The sequence below is a fragment of the Pseudomonas sp. F3-2 genome, assembly GCF_038804275.1.
Classification (GTDB): domain Bacteria; phylum Pseudomonadota; class Gammaproteobacteria; order Pseudomonadales; family Pseudomonadaceae; genus Aquipseudomonas.
Genome location: NZ_CP152388.1, coordinates 5381157 through 5397006, shown reverse-complemented (window position 1 = coordinate 5397006; position 15850 = coordinate 5381157). Strand labels below are relative to the sequence as shown.

12 protein-coding genes and 2 tRNA genes are annotated in these 15850 nt (G+C 60.2%); 12 read left to right on the top strand and 2 right to left on the bottom strand.

Annotated elements, in window-relative coordinates; translation table 11 throughout:
- Positions 1-17 precede the first annotated feature (17 nt).
- From AAGQ88_RS24180 to AAGQ88_RS24125, 12 genes are all read left to right on the top strand, one after another.
- The gene (locus AAGQ88_RS24180) at positions 18-1514 is read left to right on the top strand and encodes an NAD(P)H-hydrate dehydratase (RefSeq protein WP_342653808.1); all 1497 of its coding nucleotides are present in this window, start codon (positions 18-20) and stop codon (positions 1512-1514) included.
- Positions 1502-1972, top strand: a complete 471-nt coding sequence (tsaE, locus tag AAGQ88_RS24175; protein WP_285424086.1) for a tRNA (adenosine(37)-N6)-threonylcarbamoyltransferase complex ATPase subunit type 1 TsaE — start codon at positions 1502-1504, stop codon at positions 1970-1972. Before AAGQ88_RS24180 ends, tsaE begins: the two co-directional genes overlap by 13 nt.
- A 2-nt stretch (positions 1973-1974) precedes the next feature.
- Positions 1975-3414, top strand: coding sequence for an N-acetylmuramoyl-L-alanine amidase (locus AAGQ88_RS24170; RefSeq protein ID WP_342653807.1), 1440 nt, complete (start codon positions 1975-1977; stop codon positions 3412-3414).
- Positions 3411-5393 carry a DNA mismatch repair endonuclease MutL gene (mutL, locus tag AAGQ88_RS24165; protein WP_342653806.1) on the top strand — a complete coding sequence of 661 codons (1983 nt, stop codon included), beginning with the start codon at positions 3411-3413 and terminating at the stop codon, positions 5391-5393. Before AAGQ88_RS24170 ends, mutL begins: the two co-directional genes overlap by 4 nt.
- Entirely contained in the window at positions 5393-6364 is a 972-nt protein-coding gene (gene miaA / locus AAGQ88_RS24160; RefSeq protein ID WP_342653805.1) for a tRNA (adenosine(37)-N6)-dimethylallyltransferase MiaA, read from the top strand. Before mutL ends, miaA begins: the two co-directional genes overlap by 1 nt.
- Positions 6365-6454: 90 nt before the next feature.
- Entirely contained in the window at positions 6455-6715 is a 261-nt protein-coding gene (gene hfq, locus AAGQ88_RS24155; protein WP_093465047.1) for an RNA chaperone Hfq, read from the top strand.
- Between the two features lie 12 nt (positions 6716-6727).
- Positions 6728-8029 carry a ribosome rescue GTPase HflX gene (gene hflX, locus AAGQ88_RS24150; RefSeq protein ID WP_342653804.1) on the top strand — a complete coding sequence of 434 codons (1302 nt, stop codon included), beginning with the start codon at positions 6728-6730 and terminating at the stop codon, positions 8027-8029.
- A 96-nt stretch (positions 8030-8125) separates the two neighbouring features.
- The gene (hflK, locus tag AAGQ88_RS24145) at positions 8126-9301 is read left to right on the top strand and encodes an FtsH protease activity modulator HflK (RefSeq protein ID WP_093465041.1); all 1176 of its coding nucleotides are present in this window, start codon (positions 8126-8128) and stop codon (positions 9299-9301) included.
- Positions 9301-10170, top strand: a complete 870-nt coding sequence (gene hflC / locus AAGQ88_RS24140; RefSeq protein WP_093465039.1) for a protease modulator HflC — start codon at positions 9301-9303, stop codon at positions 10168-10170. Before hflK ends, hflC begins: the two co-directional genes overlap by 1 nt.
- Before the next feature lie 293 nt (positions 10171-10463).
- On the top strand, positions 10464-11651 hold the full coding sequence (locus tag AAGQ88_RS24135) for an ATP phosphoribosyltransferase regulatory subunit (RefSeq protein ID WP_285424091.1): 1188 nt from the start codon (positions 10464-10466) through the stop codon (positions 11649-11651).
- 53 nt (positions 11652-11704) lie between these two features.
- A complete protein-coding gene (locus AAGQ88_RS24130; protein ID WP_093465033.1) occupies positions 11705-12997 on the top strand; it encodes an adenylosuccinate synthase in 1293 nt (430 codons plus the stop codon).
- Positions 12998-13147: 150 nt separating this feature from the next.
- On the top strand, positions 13148-15082 hold the full coding sequence (locus AAGQ88_RS24125; protein ID WP_285424092.1) for a methyl-accepting chemotaxis protein: 1935 nt from the start codon (positions 13148-13150) through the stop codon (positions 15080-15082).
- Positions 15083-15255: 173 nt separating this feature from the next.
- Here the strand turns inward: AAGQ88_RS24125 and AAGQ88_RS24120 are convergent.
- Together AAGQ88_RS24120 and AAGQ88_RS24115 are read right to left on the bottom strand one after the other, a co-directional pair.
- Positions 15256-15342: transfer RNA gene (locus AAGQ88_RS24120), tRNA-Leu, on the bottom strand.
- 274 nt (positions 15343-15616) lie between these two features.
- A tRNA-Leu gene (locus AAGQ88_RS24115) sits at positions 15617-15703 on the bottom strand.
- Positions 15704-15850: the final 147 nt, after the last annotated feature.

Sequence of the window (15850 nt, the reverse complement as noted above, 5' to 3'; positions counted from 1 at the left end):
TCGGAGCTCAAAGACGCATGTTGCACAGCAAACCCCCATTTCCCGACGCACTGTACAGCGCCGCGCAGGTGCGCGACCTCGATGCGCGCCTGATCGCCGCCGGCACGCCCGGATTCGAGCTGATGCAGCGTGCCGCCCATGCCGCCTGGCGTGCACTGCGCCGGCAATGGCCGGATGCCAGGCAACTAACCGTGATGGCAGGGCATGGCAACAACGCCGGTGACGGCTATCTGATTGCTGCTTTGGCCCAGCGAGCCGGCTGGCAGGTCAGTGTGCTGGCAGTAGGCGATGTTTCGGCGCTGAGCGGCGATGCCGAGTCTGCTTATAAAGAAGCGCGAGCAGCAGGCGTCGACATCAAGCGCTGGCAGCAGCAGGCGCTTATCGGGATTGTCGTCGATGCGCTGCTCGGGACCGGGCTCAAGGGGGACATTCGTTCGCCGTACAGCGAGGCGATCCAGGCCATTAATGACTGCGGTCTGCCTGTCATGGCGGTGGATATCCCGTCCGGATTGTGTGCCGACACCGGCAGGTTGCTGGGTCAGGCGGTAAGCGCTGACCTCACCGTGACATTCATCGGTCTCAAGATCGGGCTGTTCACGGGCGATGCGCCGGATGTGGTCGGTGAGCTGGTATTCGATGATCTGCAAGCGAACGCCGATGTCGTTGCGCAGGCGCAGGCCTCCGTCACGCGGCTGGACACGTTCAATCTACCGAAACTCGATGCGCGCCCGCGCACTGCGCACAAAGGCATGTACGGGCGTGTTCTGGTGATCGGCGGCGATCTGGGTTTTGGCGGTGCGGCGTTACTGAGCACTGAAAGCACCCTGCGTTGTGGTGCAGGCATGGTCACGCTGGCAACCCGGCCTGAGCACATCACTGCCGCCCTGGCACGCTTCCCTGAAGTAATGAGCGCAGGCGTCAGCTCAGCCAACCAGCTTCACGGGTTGATCGAGCCGGCGTCCGTTCTGGTGGTCGGCCCTGGCCTTGGGCAACACAGTTGGGGGCGGGCGCTTCTTTCTGCCGCCGCCAATGCCGATCGGCCGCAAGTCTGGGACGCTGACGCCTTGAACCAGCTCGCGTCCGGACAGGTGAAGCTGCCAGAAAACTGTGTGATCACGCCTCATCCCGGCGAAGCTGCGCGCTTGTTAGGCGTGAGCACCAGGGAAATTCAGAGTGATCGCCCCGCGGCGGCGAAGGCGCTGGCCAGGAAATTCAATGCGGTCTGCGTGCTCAAAGGCAGCGGCAGTCTGATCGCCAGCCCGGACGGACGACTCGCGTTGGCCGATCACGGGCATCCGGCGATGGCGACAGGCGGGCTGGGTGACGTTCTGGCCGGGGTGATCGGGGCATTGCTGGCGCAAAAAATGGCCCCGTTCGACGCCGCGTGTCTGGCCGTCTGGCTTCATGCGCTGGCCGGAGAAAAGTGCGGAGCGAGCGGGCGCGGGCTGGCTGCCGCTGATCTGATTCCTGTTATTCGTCAGCTTCTGGAGGAGCAACAACCGTGTCTGAGTTAACCCTGCACCTGATCGGTGAAGAGGCCATGACCCACTTTGGTGCGCGAATCGCCCAAGTCACTGAAAGCAATGGGATTATTTTTCTTGAGGGCGATCTGGGGGCTGGCAAGACGACGTTATCGCGCGGAATCATCCGCGGCTTGGGTCACGTTGGCGCGGTAAAAAGCCCGACCTTCACGCTTGTAGAACCTTACGAAATCGGGAGAAATCGCGCGTATCACTTTGATCTTTACCGACTTGTTGATCCAGAAGAGCTAGAATTCCTCGGCATACGCGACTACTTCGAAGGAGAAGCGCTTTGCTTGATCGAGTGGCCTGATTTGGGTGCAGGCTTTTTGCCAAAGCCTGACCTGATCATTACCATTAGGCCGCACGCGGAAGGTCGAGCGCTGACCTTAAGCCCGAAAAGCTCGCGCGGCGAGAAGTGGTGTGCCGCTTTGGCTTTGGAAATCAAATAGATATGGGGTTAGGTATGCGCATGCGCGCGCTGGTTACTGTGATAGGACTGTTGCTGACGACATTGGCTGTCGACGCGTTGGCCGCTACACAGGTACGAAGTGTCCGCTTATGGCGCGCTCCGGATAACACTCGACTGGTGTTCGACCTGTCTGGCCCGGTCCAGCACAGTGTTTTCACGCTCCAGTCCCCGGATCGTCTGGTCATCGACATCAACGGCGCCATGCTGGGTGGTTCGCTCAACATTCCGACCGCCAACACCCCGATTACCAGCATGCGCTCCGCCCAGCGTACGCCTGACGACCTGCGCGTGGTTATCGACCTCAAGAAAGCCGTGACTCCGAAAAGCTTCACGCTGGCCCCGAACCAGCAGTACGGCAATCGCCTGGTGGTCGATCTGTATGACAATCCGGCCGATGCCAACCCGACGCCGACCGTTGCCGACACGCCTGCCACGGCGGCGCCGGCGACACCAGCCGTGCCGGTCAGCCCGTCCAAGCCGGAAATCAAGCTGCCTCCAGTGCCGAATGGCAAGCGCGACATCGTAGTCGTGGTCGACGCCGGCCACGGCGGTGAAGATCCGGGCGCCTCCGGCGGTCGTGGTCAGAAAGAAAAGAACGTCGTGCTGGCGATCGCCAAAGAATTGCAGCGTCAGATCAACGCCGAGAAAGGCTATCGCGCTGAGCTGACCCGCACTGGCGACTACTTCATTCCGTTGCGCAAACGCACTGAGATCGCCCGCGCCAAAGGTGCCGACCTGTTCGTCTCGATTCACGCCGACGCCGCGCCGTCTTCTGCAGCGTTCGGCGCCTCGGTCTTTGCCCTCTCCGAGCGCGGCGCAACGTCCGAGACCGCCCGCTGGCTGGCCGACAGTGAAAACCGTTCCGACTTGATCGGCGGTGCTGGCGCTGTGAGCCTGGATGACAAGGACCGCATGCTTGCCGGCGTGTTGCTGGACCTGTCCATGACCGCTTCGCTGACCTCCAGCCTCAATGTCGGGCAGAAAGTGCTGACCAACATCGGCCGCGTCACTTCGCTGCACAAGTCCCGGGTGGAGCAAGCAGGGTTCATGGTGCTGAAGTCCCCTGACATTCCGTCGATCCTGGTCGAGACCGGTTTTATTTCCAACGCCGCCGAGGCCAACAAGCTCGAGGGGACGAGTCACCAGCAGGCGCTGGCCCGCTCGATCACCGCAGGCGTGAAGCAGTTCTTCCAGCAGAATCCTCCGCAAGGCACCTACATCGCGTGGCTGCGAGACAACGGCAAGCTGGCGATGGGGCCGCGCGAGCACACGGTCCGCTCCGGCGAATCGCTGAGCATGATTGCCGTGCGTTACGACATGAGCATGGCGGCGCTGCGCAACGCCAACAATCTGGGTTCGGACGAATTGAAAGTCGGGCAGCAACTGAAGATTCCGAGCGCAGAACTGGCGGGTGAGCCATGACCGACCTGCTGCTGGACGATCAGGGCTTCGAGGTTTCCTCCGGTGCCGACAATGCGGCCGAAGCTGCGCGTATTCAATTGCTCAGCCCAAGGCTTGCCAACCAGATCGCTGCCGGTGAAGTGGTCGAGCGTCCGGCATCGGTCATCAAAGAACTGCTGGAAAACAGTCTGGACTCCGGTGCGCGACGCATTGATGTCGACGTTGAGCAGGCGGGTATCAAGCTGTTGCGCGTGCGCGACGACGGCGGCGGCATTTCGGCGGACGATCTGCCACTGGCCCTCGCGCGGCACGCCACCAGCAAGATTCGCGAGCTCGAAGACCTCGAGCGTGTCATGAGCCTCGGATTTCGCGGCGAGGCGCTGGCGTCGATCAGTTCCGTAGCCCGCCTGACACTGACCTCGCGCACCCGTGACGCCGATCAAGCCTGGCAGGTGGAGACCGAAGGCCGCGACATGGCTTCCCGCGTCCAGCCAGCCGCGCACCCGGTGGGCACGTCGGTGGAAGTGCGCGATCTGTTTTTCAACACACCCGCGCGGCGCAAGTTTCTCAAGGCTGAGAAGACCGAATTCGATCATTTGCAGGAAGTGATCAAGCGCATGGCGCTGGCGCGCTTCGATGTGGCTTTTCACCTGCGCCACAACGGCAAGACCATTCTCAGCCTGCACGAGGCCCGTGATGACGTTGCCCGCGCCAGACGTGTGTCGGCAGTGTGCGGGCCGGGATTTCTTGAGCAGGCGCTGCCAATCGAGGTTGAACGCAACGGCCTGAAACTCTGGGGCTGGGTCGGTTTGCCGACGTTCTCCAGAAGTCAGGCGGACTTGCAGTATTTCTTCGTCAACGGCCGGGCCGTGCGAGACAAGCTGGTTGCCCACGCGGTGCGTCAGGCCTATCGCGATGTGCTGTTCAACGGGCGCCACCCGACCTTCGTGCTCTTTTTCGAGGTCGATCCAGCCGTCGTCGACGTCAACGTTCACCCCACCAAGCACGAAGTCCGCTTCCGTGACGGCCGCATGGTTCACGATTTCCTTTACGGGACGTTGCACCGTGCGCTGGGCGACGTGCGCCCCGAGGATCAACTGGCGGGGACCACGTCGGTCACTGCGCTTGTGCGCCCCAGCGGGCCAGAAGCGGGTGAGTTCGGCCCACAGGGCGAAATGCGTCTGGCCAATAATGTGCTCGAGACCCCGCAAGGTCCGGCCTGGAATCCACCCGCTGGAGCAAGCAGCTCAGGCAGTGGCGCCGGTTATCAATATCAGTACACGCCGCGTCCGGCGTCGGTGTTGCCGGCCGAAGAGGCGCGCGCCGCCTACAGCACGTTTTTTGCGCCATTGCCGGGTACTCCGGCCAACCCCGAGCCCGGGACGCGCGTTGATCTGCCTGAGTCTCAGGGCGATATCCCGCCCCTTGGCTACGCGCTCGCGCAGCTCAAAGGCATCTATATCCTTGCTGAAAACGCCCACGGCCTTGTGCTGGTCGACATGCACGCCGCCCACGAGCGGATCATGTACGAGCGCCTGAAAATCGCGATGGCCAGCGAAGGCTTGAGCGGGCAGCCGCTGCTGGTGCCCGAGTCCATCGCCGTCAGTCAGCGTGAGGCCGATTGCGCTGAAGAACACATGGCCACCTTCCAGCAGCTGGGTTTCGAATTGCAGCGTCTCGGTCCCGAGAGCCTGGCGATCCGGCAGATCCCGGCGTTGTTGAAGCAGGCCGAGGCAAACCGGCTGGTGCACGACGTTCTCGCTGACCTGATGGAATACGGCACCAGTGACCGGGTTCAGGCTCACATGAACGAGCTGCTGGGAACGATGGCGTGCCATGGCGCCGTGCGGGCCAACCGGCGTCTGGCGATTCCGGAAATGAACGGCCTGCTGCGCGACATGGAAAACACCGAGCGAAGTGGTCAGTGCAACCATGGACGACCGACCTGGACCCAATTGGGCCTGGACGACCTCGACAAACTATTTCTGCGCGGTCGCTGATGAGTGCTCTTCCTCCGGCCATCTTTTTGATGGGGCCGACTGCCGCTGGCAAGACCGACCTGGCCATCGAGCTGACCAAAGTGCTGCCCTGCGAGTTGATCAGCGTCGATTCCGCGCTCGTTTATCGCGGCATGGACATCGGCACGGCAAAGCCTTCAAAAGCGCTTTTGGACAAGTATCCACATCGGCTGATCGATATCCTCGACCCGTCGCAGAGTTATTCGGCCGCAGACTTTCGCAGTGATGCTCTGCAGGCGATGGCTGAAATCACCGCTCGAGGAAAAATTCCTCTGCTGGTCGGTGGCACCATGTTGTATTTCAAAGCTCTATTGGAAGGCCTGGCGGACATGCCGGCAGCTGACGCTCAGGTTCGTGCACAACTTGAAGCCGAGGCGGCCAGTCGTGGCTGGCAGGCGTTGCACGATGAGCTGGCGAGCATCGATCCGGTGTCGGCGGCCAGAATTCATCCCAATGATCCGCAGCGTCTGGTTCGGGCGCTGGAAGTTTATCGGGTCAGCGGGATGAGCATGACCGCACATCGCGAGCAACAAAGTGCGCAAACTGCTCAAGCTAGCGCTTCGGGGCGTCATCAATTGCCCTATACTGTCGCAAATCTCGCGATAGCACCGACGGATCGCAAGGTGTTGCATGACCGGATCGCTCTTCGTTTCAGGCAAATGCTCGATGAGGGATTCGTGGAAGAAGTTATAGCGCTGCGTTCGAGAGGGGACCTTCACTCGGATTTACCGTCTATAAGAGCTGTAGGGTATCGCCAGGTCTGGGACTATCTGGACGGCAAACTGACCCATGACCAGATGCAGGAACGCGGCATCATCGCCACGCGCCAGTTGGCCAAGAGACAGTTCACCTGGTTGCGAAGCTGGGAAGATTTACACTGGTTGGACAGCCTGGCTTGCGACAATCTGCCACGCGCCTTGAAATACCTGGGATCGGTCTCCATATTGAGCTGAGTCCTTGCAATAGCCGTCTATCCTTGGGGGGTAACGGCCCAAGCCAATGTTTTCGAATTTATTCTATTGATCCTTAAAGGAGTGCGGCACATGTCAAAAGGGCATTCGCTACAAGACCCTTACCTGAACACTTTGCGTAAAGAAAAGGTTGGGGTTTCGATTTATCTGGTAAACGGCATCAAGCTGCAAGGCACCATCGAGTCCTTCGACCAGTTCGTGATCTTGCTGAAGAACACTGTCAGCCAGATGGTTTACAAGCACGCCATCTCCACCGTCGTTCCGGTTCGTCCTATTCGTCTGCCTAGCGCGTCCGAATCCGACCAGGCTGACGCAGAGCCAGGTAACGCCTGATAGGAGTCTGCTTTGTTCTTTGAGCGCCACGGTGGTGGTGAACGGGCCATCCTCGTTCACTTGGATGGTCAGGACCCTGAGGCGCGCGAAGATCCGCAGGAGTTCCGGGAACTGGCTCTTTCGGCAGGCGCCGATATCGTCGCATTCGTAAACGTGCCACGGCATCGGCCAACGGCCAAATATCTGGTAGGCAGCGGCAAGGTCCAGGAACTGCGCGATCTGGTCAAAGCCGAAAAATCGGATATCGTCATTTTCAATCACGTCCTTACACCCAGTCAGGAACGCAACCTCGAGCGAGTATTCGAGTGTCGCGTGCTTGACCGTACGGGCCTGATTCTCGACATCTTCGCCCAGCGCGCGCGCACTCACGAAGGCAAGCTGCAAGTCGAACTGGCTCAGCTTGAGCACATGAGTACCCGTCTGGTTCGTGGCTGGACTCACCTTGAGCGTCAGGGCGGCGGTATCGGCCTGCGTGGACCGGGTGAAACTCAGCTGGAAACGGACCGTCGTCTGTTGCGGGTTCGTCTGCGTCAGATCAAAGGCAGGCTTGAGAAAGTCCGCAGCCAGCGTGATCAGGCGCGTCGCGGTCGTTCACGGGCCGATATTCCCACTGTTTCCATCGTCGGTTATACCAACGCCGGCAAATCGACCCTCTTCAATGCGGTCACCGATTCTGACGTCTACGCTGCTGACCAACTGTTCGCAACGCTCGACCCGACCCTGCGTCGCCTCGAGCTCAACGACCTTGGCCCGATCGTACTCGCGGACACGGTGGGTTTCATCCGCCATCTGCCGCACAAGCTGGTCGAGGCCTTTCGGGCTACGCTCGAAGAGTCGAGCAATTCGGATCTGCTGCTGCATGTCATCGACTCTCACGAGCCTGAGCGCATGGAGCAGATTGAGCAGGTGATGGTGGTGCTGGGCGAGATCGGTGCCCAGGACTTGCCGATGCTCGAGGTGTATAACAAACTCGATTTGCTCGAAGGGGTCGAGCCCCAGATACAACGCGATGCCGATGGCAAGCCGCAACGGGTCTGGGTTTCTGCTCGTGACGGTCGTGGTCTGGATCTGCTTCGGCAAGCGATTGCCGAGCTGCTGGGCAACGACCTGTTCGTTGGAACTTTGCGCCTGTCGCAACGCTTCGCCCGGTTGCGCGCCCAGTTTTTCCAGTTGGGTGCGGTACAGAGCGAAGAGCATGATGAAGAAGGCCAGAGCCTGTTGGCTGTGCGTTTACCCCGAGTTGAACTCAATCGCCTGGTGAGTCGCGAAGGACTGCAGCCGCTGGAATTCATCGAGCAACACACTTTGCAATAAAAGCCTGAAAAAGCGGTTGTGCTGCTTTGACGGGCATTCTGTAGCATTGGTCGGCGCGCCGCGGGCGCGTCTTTGCTTTATCAGATGGAGAGCGCTATGGCTTGGAATGAGCCGGGTGGCAACTCGAATAATCAGGATCCTTGGGGTGGCAAGCGCAAGGGCGGCGACCGCAAGGGGCCACCAGATCTCGACGAGGCCTTCCGAAAGCTGCAGGAAAGCCTGAATGGGTTGTTCGGTGGTGGCAAGAAACGCAGTGGTGACGGCGGCGGCAGTGGCGGCGGTTCGGGCAAGGGCGGTGGCTTTGGCCTGCTCGGCATCGGTCTGGTCGTGCTGCTCGCGATCTGGCTCTACAACGCAATTTACGTGGTCGACGAGCAGGAGCAGGCCGTTGTCCTGCGCTTCGGCAAATACTACGAAACGGTCGGTTCGGGTCTGAACATCTATTTCCCGCCATTTGATCGCAAGTATCTCGAAAACGTGACGCGCGAACGTGCGTACAGCAAGCAGGGCCAGATGCTGACCGAAGACGAAAACATCGTCGAGGTGCCTCTGACCGTGCAGTACAAGATCACCAATCTGCAGGATTTCGTGCTGAACGTGGATCAGCCTGAAGTCAGTCTGCAGCATGCAACTGAAAGTGCACTGCGCCACGTTGTCGGCTCTACCGCAATGGATCAGGTGCTCACCGAAGGTCGTGAATTGATGGCCAGCGAGATCAAGGAGCGCTTGCAGCGTTTCCTCGATACGTATCGCACCGGCATCACCGTGACCCAGGTGAACGTACAGAGCGCTGCGGCGCCGCGTGAAGTTCAGGAAGCGTTCGATGACGTGATCCGTGCCCGTGAAGACGAGCAACGCTCGCGCAACCAGGCCGAAACCTACGCCAACGGTGTGATTCCAGAGGCTCGTGGTCAGGCTCAGCGCATTGTCGAGGACGCCAACGGTTACCGCGATGAAGTGGTGTCGCGTGCCAAGGGTGAGGCGGACCGCTTCACCAAGCTTGTCTCCGAGTATCGCAAGGCTCCTGAAGTCACTCGCGAGCGTCTGTATCTGGACACCATGCAAGAAGTCTTCAGCAACACAAGCAAGGTGCTCGTGACCGGCGACAAGGGTCAGAACAACCTGCTTTACCTGCCATTGGACAAAATGATCGAAAGCAGCCGCACTGGCTCTGCTCCGTCTACCGGCGCAGCAGCGACCGTAGTCGATCCGGGCTCTCGGGCCGCGGACATGCAACAGCAACGCGACACGCGCACTAGGGAGACTCGCTGATGAGCAATAAATCTCTGGTCGCCCTGATCGTCTGTGTCGTGCTGGCAGTCGTTGCGTGGAACAGCTTCTATATCGTTGCCCAGACCGAGCGGGCAGTTTTGCTGCAGTTCGGTCGAGTGGTTCAGGCCGATGTTCCACCGGGCCTGCACGTGAAGATTCCTTACGTGAACCAGGTGCGCAAGTTCGACGGCCGCCTGCTGACCCTCGATGCACCGACTCAGCGTTTCCTGACGCTGGAAAAGAAAGCGGTGATGGTCGATGCCTATGCCAAATGGCGCGTGAAGGACGCTGAGCGTTTCTACACCGCGACATCGGGCCTGAAGCAAATCGCCGATGAGCGTCTGTCGCGCCGTCTTGAATCCGGTCTGCGTGACCAGTTCGGCAAGCGCACCCTGCACGAAGTGGTGTCGGGTGAGCGTGACGCATTGATGGCCGATATCACCGCTTCGCTGAATACGATGGCCGGGAAAGAGCTGGGCATCGAGGTCATTGACGTCCGGGTCAAGGCTATCGATCTGCCGAAGGAAGTGAACCGCAGCGTGTTCGAGCGCATGAGCACCGAGCGTGAGCGTGAGGCGCGTGAGCATCGCGCCAAGGGTAACGAGCTGGCTGAAGGCATACGTGCCGATGCCGATCGTCAACGTCGTGTGCTGCTGGCTGAAGCCTATCGCGAGTCCGAAGAGGCGCGCGGTGACGGTGATGCACAAGCCGCCGCGATCTACTCGAAGGCCTATGGTCAGGACCAGGAGTTCTACGCGTTCTATCGCAGCCTGCGCGCCTACCGCGAAAGCTTTGCCAACAAGAGCGATGTGATGGTGCTCGATCCGGGCAGCGAGTTTTTCCGCTATCTGGAGAAAGCCAAGCCGTAATCGCGACCCGCGAACGATGGCTCCGCCGGGCGGCAAAACTGCCCGGCGGGGTGATCGCGCGCTAAAACGTGTGTATGATGCGGCAGCCGGGAAATTCCCGGCTTTTTTGCGTCTACACGATTGATTGGCCGTGGCGTGATTCGTGCGCGGCAGTTTTTTCGAGGACAGTGTTCGCAAAGCTGCGGCGCACAAGGCGTTGGGTTGTTTCCGGTCTGGCGCCCGCAGAATGCTGTCTGCTTCACTCAAGGCTCGCCCCGAGGGGTTGGCTGCCCGGATCATAGGGGAAAGGCGTAATGGCAACGGTTGACCGCTGGCTGCTGCCGGATGGCATCGAAGAAGTACTGCCGCCGGAAGCTGCGCGCATAGAAGTGGCGCGTCGTCAGGTGTTGGATCTGTTTCAAAGCTGGGGCTACGAGTTCGTCGTGACCCCGCACATCGAATACCTCGAATCACTGCTCACAGGTGCTGGCCAGGATCTGGATCTGCGCACCTTTAAAGTGGTCGATCCGCAATCGGGTCGGCAGATGGGTTTCCGGGCGGACATCACGCCGCAGGTCGCCCGCATCGACGCGCACACGCTGCGTCGCGAAGGTCCGAGTCGTCTGTGCTATGCCGGCAGCGTGCTGCACGCGCAACCACGTGCACTGTCATCCTCGCGCAGCCCGATTCAGCTGGGCGCCGAGTTGTATGGCGATGCAAGCCCGAGCAGCGACGTCGAAGTCATCAGCCTGATGCTGGCAATGTTGCAACTGGCGGACGTGCCCGACGTCCACATGGATCTGGGGCATGTCGGCATCTATCGAGGTCTGGCCCGTGCGGCAGGCTTGTCCGGCGAGGTCGAGCAGCAACTGTTCGATGCGCTCCAGCGCAAGGCCATCGATGAAGTCATCGCCCTGACCGAAGGTCTCTCGGCGGATCTGGCCGGCATGCTGCGTTCGCTGGTCGGCCTGTGTGGCGGCCGTGAAGTGCTGGTGCAGGCGCGCGAGCGTCTGGCAGCGGCGCCTGGGCCGGTGCTCGAAGCGCTGGATGATCTGCTGGAAATCGCCGAACGTCTGTCGGCGCGTTTTCCTGAGCTACCGTTGTACTTCGACCTGGGTGAGTTGCGCGGCTACCACTACCATACGGGCGTAGTGTTTGCGGTATTTGTGCCGGGTGTCGGTCAGTCGATCGCACAAGGTGGTCGCTATGATGACATCGGTGCGGACTTCGGGCGCGCGCGTCCGGCGACGGGCTTTTCCACCGATCTGAAGACCCTGGTCACGCTGGGGCGGGCAGAGATCGAGTTACCGTCTGGCGGTATCTGGATGCCCGACAGTACCGATGCGGCGCTCTGGCAGAAAGTCTGTCAGCTGCGCGGCGAAGGTCAGCGCGTCGTCCAGGCATTGCCGGGCCAGCAGGTTCAGGCAGCGAAAGAAGCCGACTGTGATCGGCAATTGATTCAGCACGGCGAGCTTTGGCAGGTAATGCCGCTGGCCTCTTGAGTTTTCCAGTCGGCGGCAGCCGGCACCAGTTTGCGTGAATGAGGACAAGTGTTATGGGTAAGAATGTCGTAGTCCTGGGCACCCAATGGGGTGATGAGGGCAAAGGCAAGATCGTTGATCTGCTGACCGAACATGCTACCGCGGTAGTTCGCTATCAAGGCGGCCACAACGCCGGTCACACCCTGGTGATCGATGGCGAGAAAACCGTTCTGCACCTGATTCCGTCCGGTGTGCTGCGCGAAGGCGTGCAGTGCCTGATCGGTAACGGTGTGGTCGTGGCGCCTGACGCACTCATGCGTGAAATCAACAAGCTCGAAGAGAAGGGCATCCCTGTGCGCGAGCGTCTGCGCATCAGCCCTTCCTGCCCGCTGATCCTGTCCTACCACGTCGCACTGGATCAGGCGCGTGAGAAAGCTCGTGGCGAGCACAAGATCGGCACCACCGGTCGTGGCATTGGCCCGGCTTACGAAGACAAGGTTGCACGCCGCGGCCTGCGCATCGGTGATCTGTTCCATCGCGAGCGCTTCGCCGCCAAGCTGGGCGAGCTGCTGGATTACCACAACTTCGTACTGGTCAATTACTACAAAGAGCCTGCGGTCGACTTCCAGAAGACGCTCGACGAGTGCATGGAATACGCCGAACTGCTCAAGCCGATGATGCTCGACGTCACCGCTGCGCTGCATGAAATGCGTCGCGCCGGCAAAGACATCATGTTCGAAGGCGCTCAAGGTTCGCTGCTGGACATCGACCACGGTACCTACCCGTACGTCACCAGCTCCAACACCACGGCTGGCGGTATCGCTACCGGTTCCGGTGTGGGCCCGATGTTCATCGACTACATCCTGGGCATCACCAAGGCTTACACCACTCGCGTCGGTTCCGGTCCGTTCCCGACCGAACTGTTCGACGACGTGGGTGCCTTCCTGGCCAAGCGTGGCCACGAGTTCGGTGCGACCACCGGCCGTGCCCGTCGTTGCGGCTGGTTCGACGCCGTCATTCTGCGTCGCGCCATCGACGTCAACAGCATCTCGGGCATCTGCCTGACCAAGCTGGACGTGCTGGACGGTCTTGAAACCATCAACATCTGTGTGGGTTACAAGAACGAAAACGGTGCTGTGATCGATGCTCCGACCGATGCCGACAGTTACATTGGTCTGGAGCCTGTCTACGAGCAGGTGCCGGGCTGGTCGGAATCGACCCTGGGCGCCAAGACCCTGGAAGAGCTGCCTGCCAACGCTCGCGCCTACATCAAGCGCCTGGAAGAGCTGGTCGGCGCACCGATCGACATTATTTCGACGGGCCCGGATCGCAACGAGACCATCGTTCTGCGTCACCCATTCGCTTGATAAGTCGTTGAAATACAAACGAAGGGTCGCTCAGGCGGCCCTTTGTTTTGCCCGCTTGATATCCATCAGCACAACGGCACGACCCTTGCTGTAAATACCGTCATAAAAGATGCCATCATTTTAATGGCGTTCGTTGTGGGGGGATCTCCTGTGTCGGCCGTTCTTTCTCTTCTGCGCAGCCGCTTGCTGCGGCCCGTATTCATTGCCCTCGGCATTGCCCTTTTGGTGCAGGTGCTGGTGGCGGTCGCCCTTACCCGGAGCACTGTCACTGCGCTTGAAGCCGATCTGGCTACGCGCCTGAGTGTAGATTCGCAACACTTGTCCGGGGAACTGGAGCAGGCGAGCCGCGACGTAACATCCAGTCTGGAAGGTTTATCGCGCAATACGCGTCAGCGATTGAGCGCAGGCCTTTCCGCCCGTCTGAAGGACGAGCAGGGTCAGTTGCGTACGACGCTGGAAAAGGACTTGAAGGATTCGGCGACCGACATGGCCGAGCTTCTTGCTGCCGTCGCCCCGCGCGCGATGTGGGATGGGGACACTCCGACATTGTCGGAATTTGCCCGGCGCGCTCAACGCAATCCTAACGTGCTGTTTGTCGTCTACGACGACGCGCAGGGCGAACACCTCACCCGTTACCTCAATCGTGAGAACGAATCGATCAAGGCGCTCCTGGCCAAAGGCGAGGGCGATCGGGCGATGGACAAGGTCCTGAACGCTGCGCAAAAAGATCCTTCCGTTTACTACGTCGAAGCGTCCATCAGCCCCAACGGCGTGGAAATCGGCAAAGTGCGCATGGGCGTCTCGACCCGTGCTGTGGAAGACAACCTCGCAGCTCTGGACAAGCGCTTCACGGCGTTGATCGGCAGTGGCGAGCAATTGGTTTCCGACAGTCTGGGTGGGGCCGCGACTGAAAGCTCGGCAGCGTTGCGTTCGCGCCTGCAAAACGCGCAGTCGTCCGCTTCGGCGATGGCGACCAATACCGGTTCGGCGGTGCAGGAGGCGGCCTCGACGTTGCGTTGGAGAATCGGCGTCGGTCTGGCGCTGGTGGGCTTGGGTGTGTTGATTGCGCTGGCGATCGTTCTCGGGCGCCGAGTGGTGCTGCGACTGCAATTGCTCAACCGCGCGCTGGATGATCTGGCCGCCGGTGAGGGTGATCTGACCAAACGTGTGAAGCTCAACAGCAACGACGAAATTGGTGAGATGGCGGCAGCGGTCAACCGCTTCGTCGATAAGCTGCAACCGATCGTGCGAGAGGCGGGCGACGTCGCTCAGCAGACGGGCGTAGAGATCGGTGCGATGAGCAAGCGCAATGCCGGAGCTGATGCCGCTGCCGAGCTGCAACGGGACGAAGTGGCGGCGAGTCTTCAGGCGCTGTCGCAGATGGCCGACGAAGCACAAGCGGAAAGCCAGGCCATGCAAGCGGCTTTGCGTCAGGTGATCGATATTCGTCAGGCGACGGACGAGAACACGCGCACCTCCAATCAGGTCGGCAATTTGATCGAGGCGCTGGCCGGTCAGGTCGAAACCGGGGCGCAGGTCATTGAGCGCCTGGCGCAACAGAGCGAGCAGATCGAGGTGGTGCTCGAAGTGATTCATGGCATCGCTGAGCAGACCAACTTGCTGGCGCTCAACGCAGCGATTGAAGCGGCTCGAGCGGGCGAGACCGGGCGCGGGTTCGCCGTGGTAGCCGATGAGGTCCGCGCGTTGGCCAGCAAGACGCAAAGCTCGACCGGTGACATTCAGGAACACATCGCCAAGCTGCAGTCTGGCGCGAAAGAGGCGGTCGCGACCATTGGACTTGCGGGTCGTCAGGCCAAGGAAGGGCTGGCCGTGCTGCGTGACAGTGCGCGGCTGCAGCAAACGGTTCAGGCTTCGGTCGAGCAGGTGCATGCCGCCATCGGGCTGGCGACGCGAGCGGCTGAGCATCAGGCCAAGGGGGCGCAAGCGGTGAGAGGGCGCGTGGAAGTGATCCATGCCCAGGCCGAGAAAGCGGCGCAGGCAGTTGTCGAGACGACGGCGAGTGGCAAGACGCTGGACAAACTGGCGGCACAGCTGAAAGCGAGCTTGGGGCAGTTCCGTGCCTGATCCGGTTTTGATCGACTGAGTGCAAACGTAAGTTTGCTCGCAATCGCAATGCATCAGGCTGGGTGCAGGGCGATCGCGAGCACGCTCGGCCTGCAGATGAGGCGAGCGTCGGCTGTGAAATTACGAACCCCAGAAAGCACAAAACCGAGCACTTGGCTCGGTTTCGTTTGATTTGGTGCCCAGGAGAAGACTCGAACTTCCACGACCGTAAGGTCACCAGCACCTGAAGCTGGCGTGTCTACCAATTTCACCACCTGGGCATGGCGCTGATTTAATTAGATTTTTCGTTTCAATGCAACTGAATTTTTCGAAATATCGATCGAGCGTTGCAGGTTGAGTGTTTGGAGCGGAGTTTTAGGATGGCCCGAGCAGGCAGGCCTGTGTCTCCAATGAGGAGGTCACGCCCATGGCATTCGATTGCTGTTGAGGACAGAGAAGAGGAACTGATCTACGCTCAGGGCTGTTTTTCAGCGGTGACAGGTTTTCAAACCGCAAAAAGCACAAAACCGAGCACTTGGCTCGGTTTCGTTGAATTGGTGCCCAGAAGAAGACTCGAACTTCCACGACCGTAAGGTCACCAGCACCTGAAGCTGGCGTGTCTACCAATTTCACCATCTGGGCAAGGCGTTGATTTCATTCGACTAATTTTTCAAAAAGCCGTCTGATTTTCAACTACAACGTGGCAGTGCCGTCGTTGTGGGGCGCATCTTACGGATGAGTTTGGGGGCTGTAAACCCCCGAGGTGAAATTTTTTTTGAAATAGCGAAA

Excerpts from the sequence above, each read along its gene's own strand:
- mutL (WP_342653806.1), top strand. The coding sequence starts at position 3,411 with ATGACCGACCTGCTGCTGGACGATCAGGGCTTCGAGGTTTCCTCCGGT.
- AAGQ88_RS24180 (WP_342653808.1), top strand. The coding sequence starts at position 18 with ATGTTGCACAGCAAACCCCCATTTCCCGACGCACTGTACAGCGCCGCG.
- hfq (WP_093465047.1), top strand. The coding sequence starts at position 6,455 with ATGTCAAAAGGGCATTCGCTACAAGACCCTTACCTGAACACTTTGCGT.
- AAGQ88_RS24170 (WP_342653807.1), top strand. The coding sequence starts at position 1,975 with ATGGGGTTAGGTATGCGCATGCGCGCGCTGGTTACTGTGATAGGACTG.
- miaA (WP_342653805.1), top strand. The coding sequence starts at position 5,393 with ATGAGTGCTCTTCCTCCGGCCATCTTTTTGATGGGGCCGACTGCCGCT.
- hflK (WP_093465041.1), top strand. The coding sequence starts at position 8,126 with ATGGCTTGGAATGAGCCGGGTGGCAACTCGAATAATCAGGATCCTTGG.
- AAGQ88_RS24135 (WP_285424091.1), top strand. The coding sequence starts at position 10,464 with ATGGCAACGGTTGACCGCTGGCTGCTGCCGGATGGCATCGAAGAAGTA.
- AAGQ88_RS24130 (WP_093465033.1), top strand. The coding sequence starts at position 11,705 with ATGGGTAAGAATGTCGTAGTCCTGGGCACCCAATGGGGTGATGAGGGC.
- hflC (WP_093465039.1), top strand. The coding sequence starts at position 9,301 with ATGAGCAATAAATCTCTGGTCGCCCTGATCGTCTGTGTCGTGCTGGCA.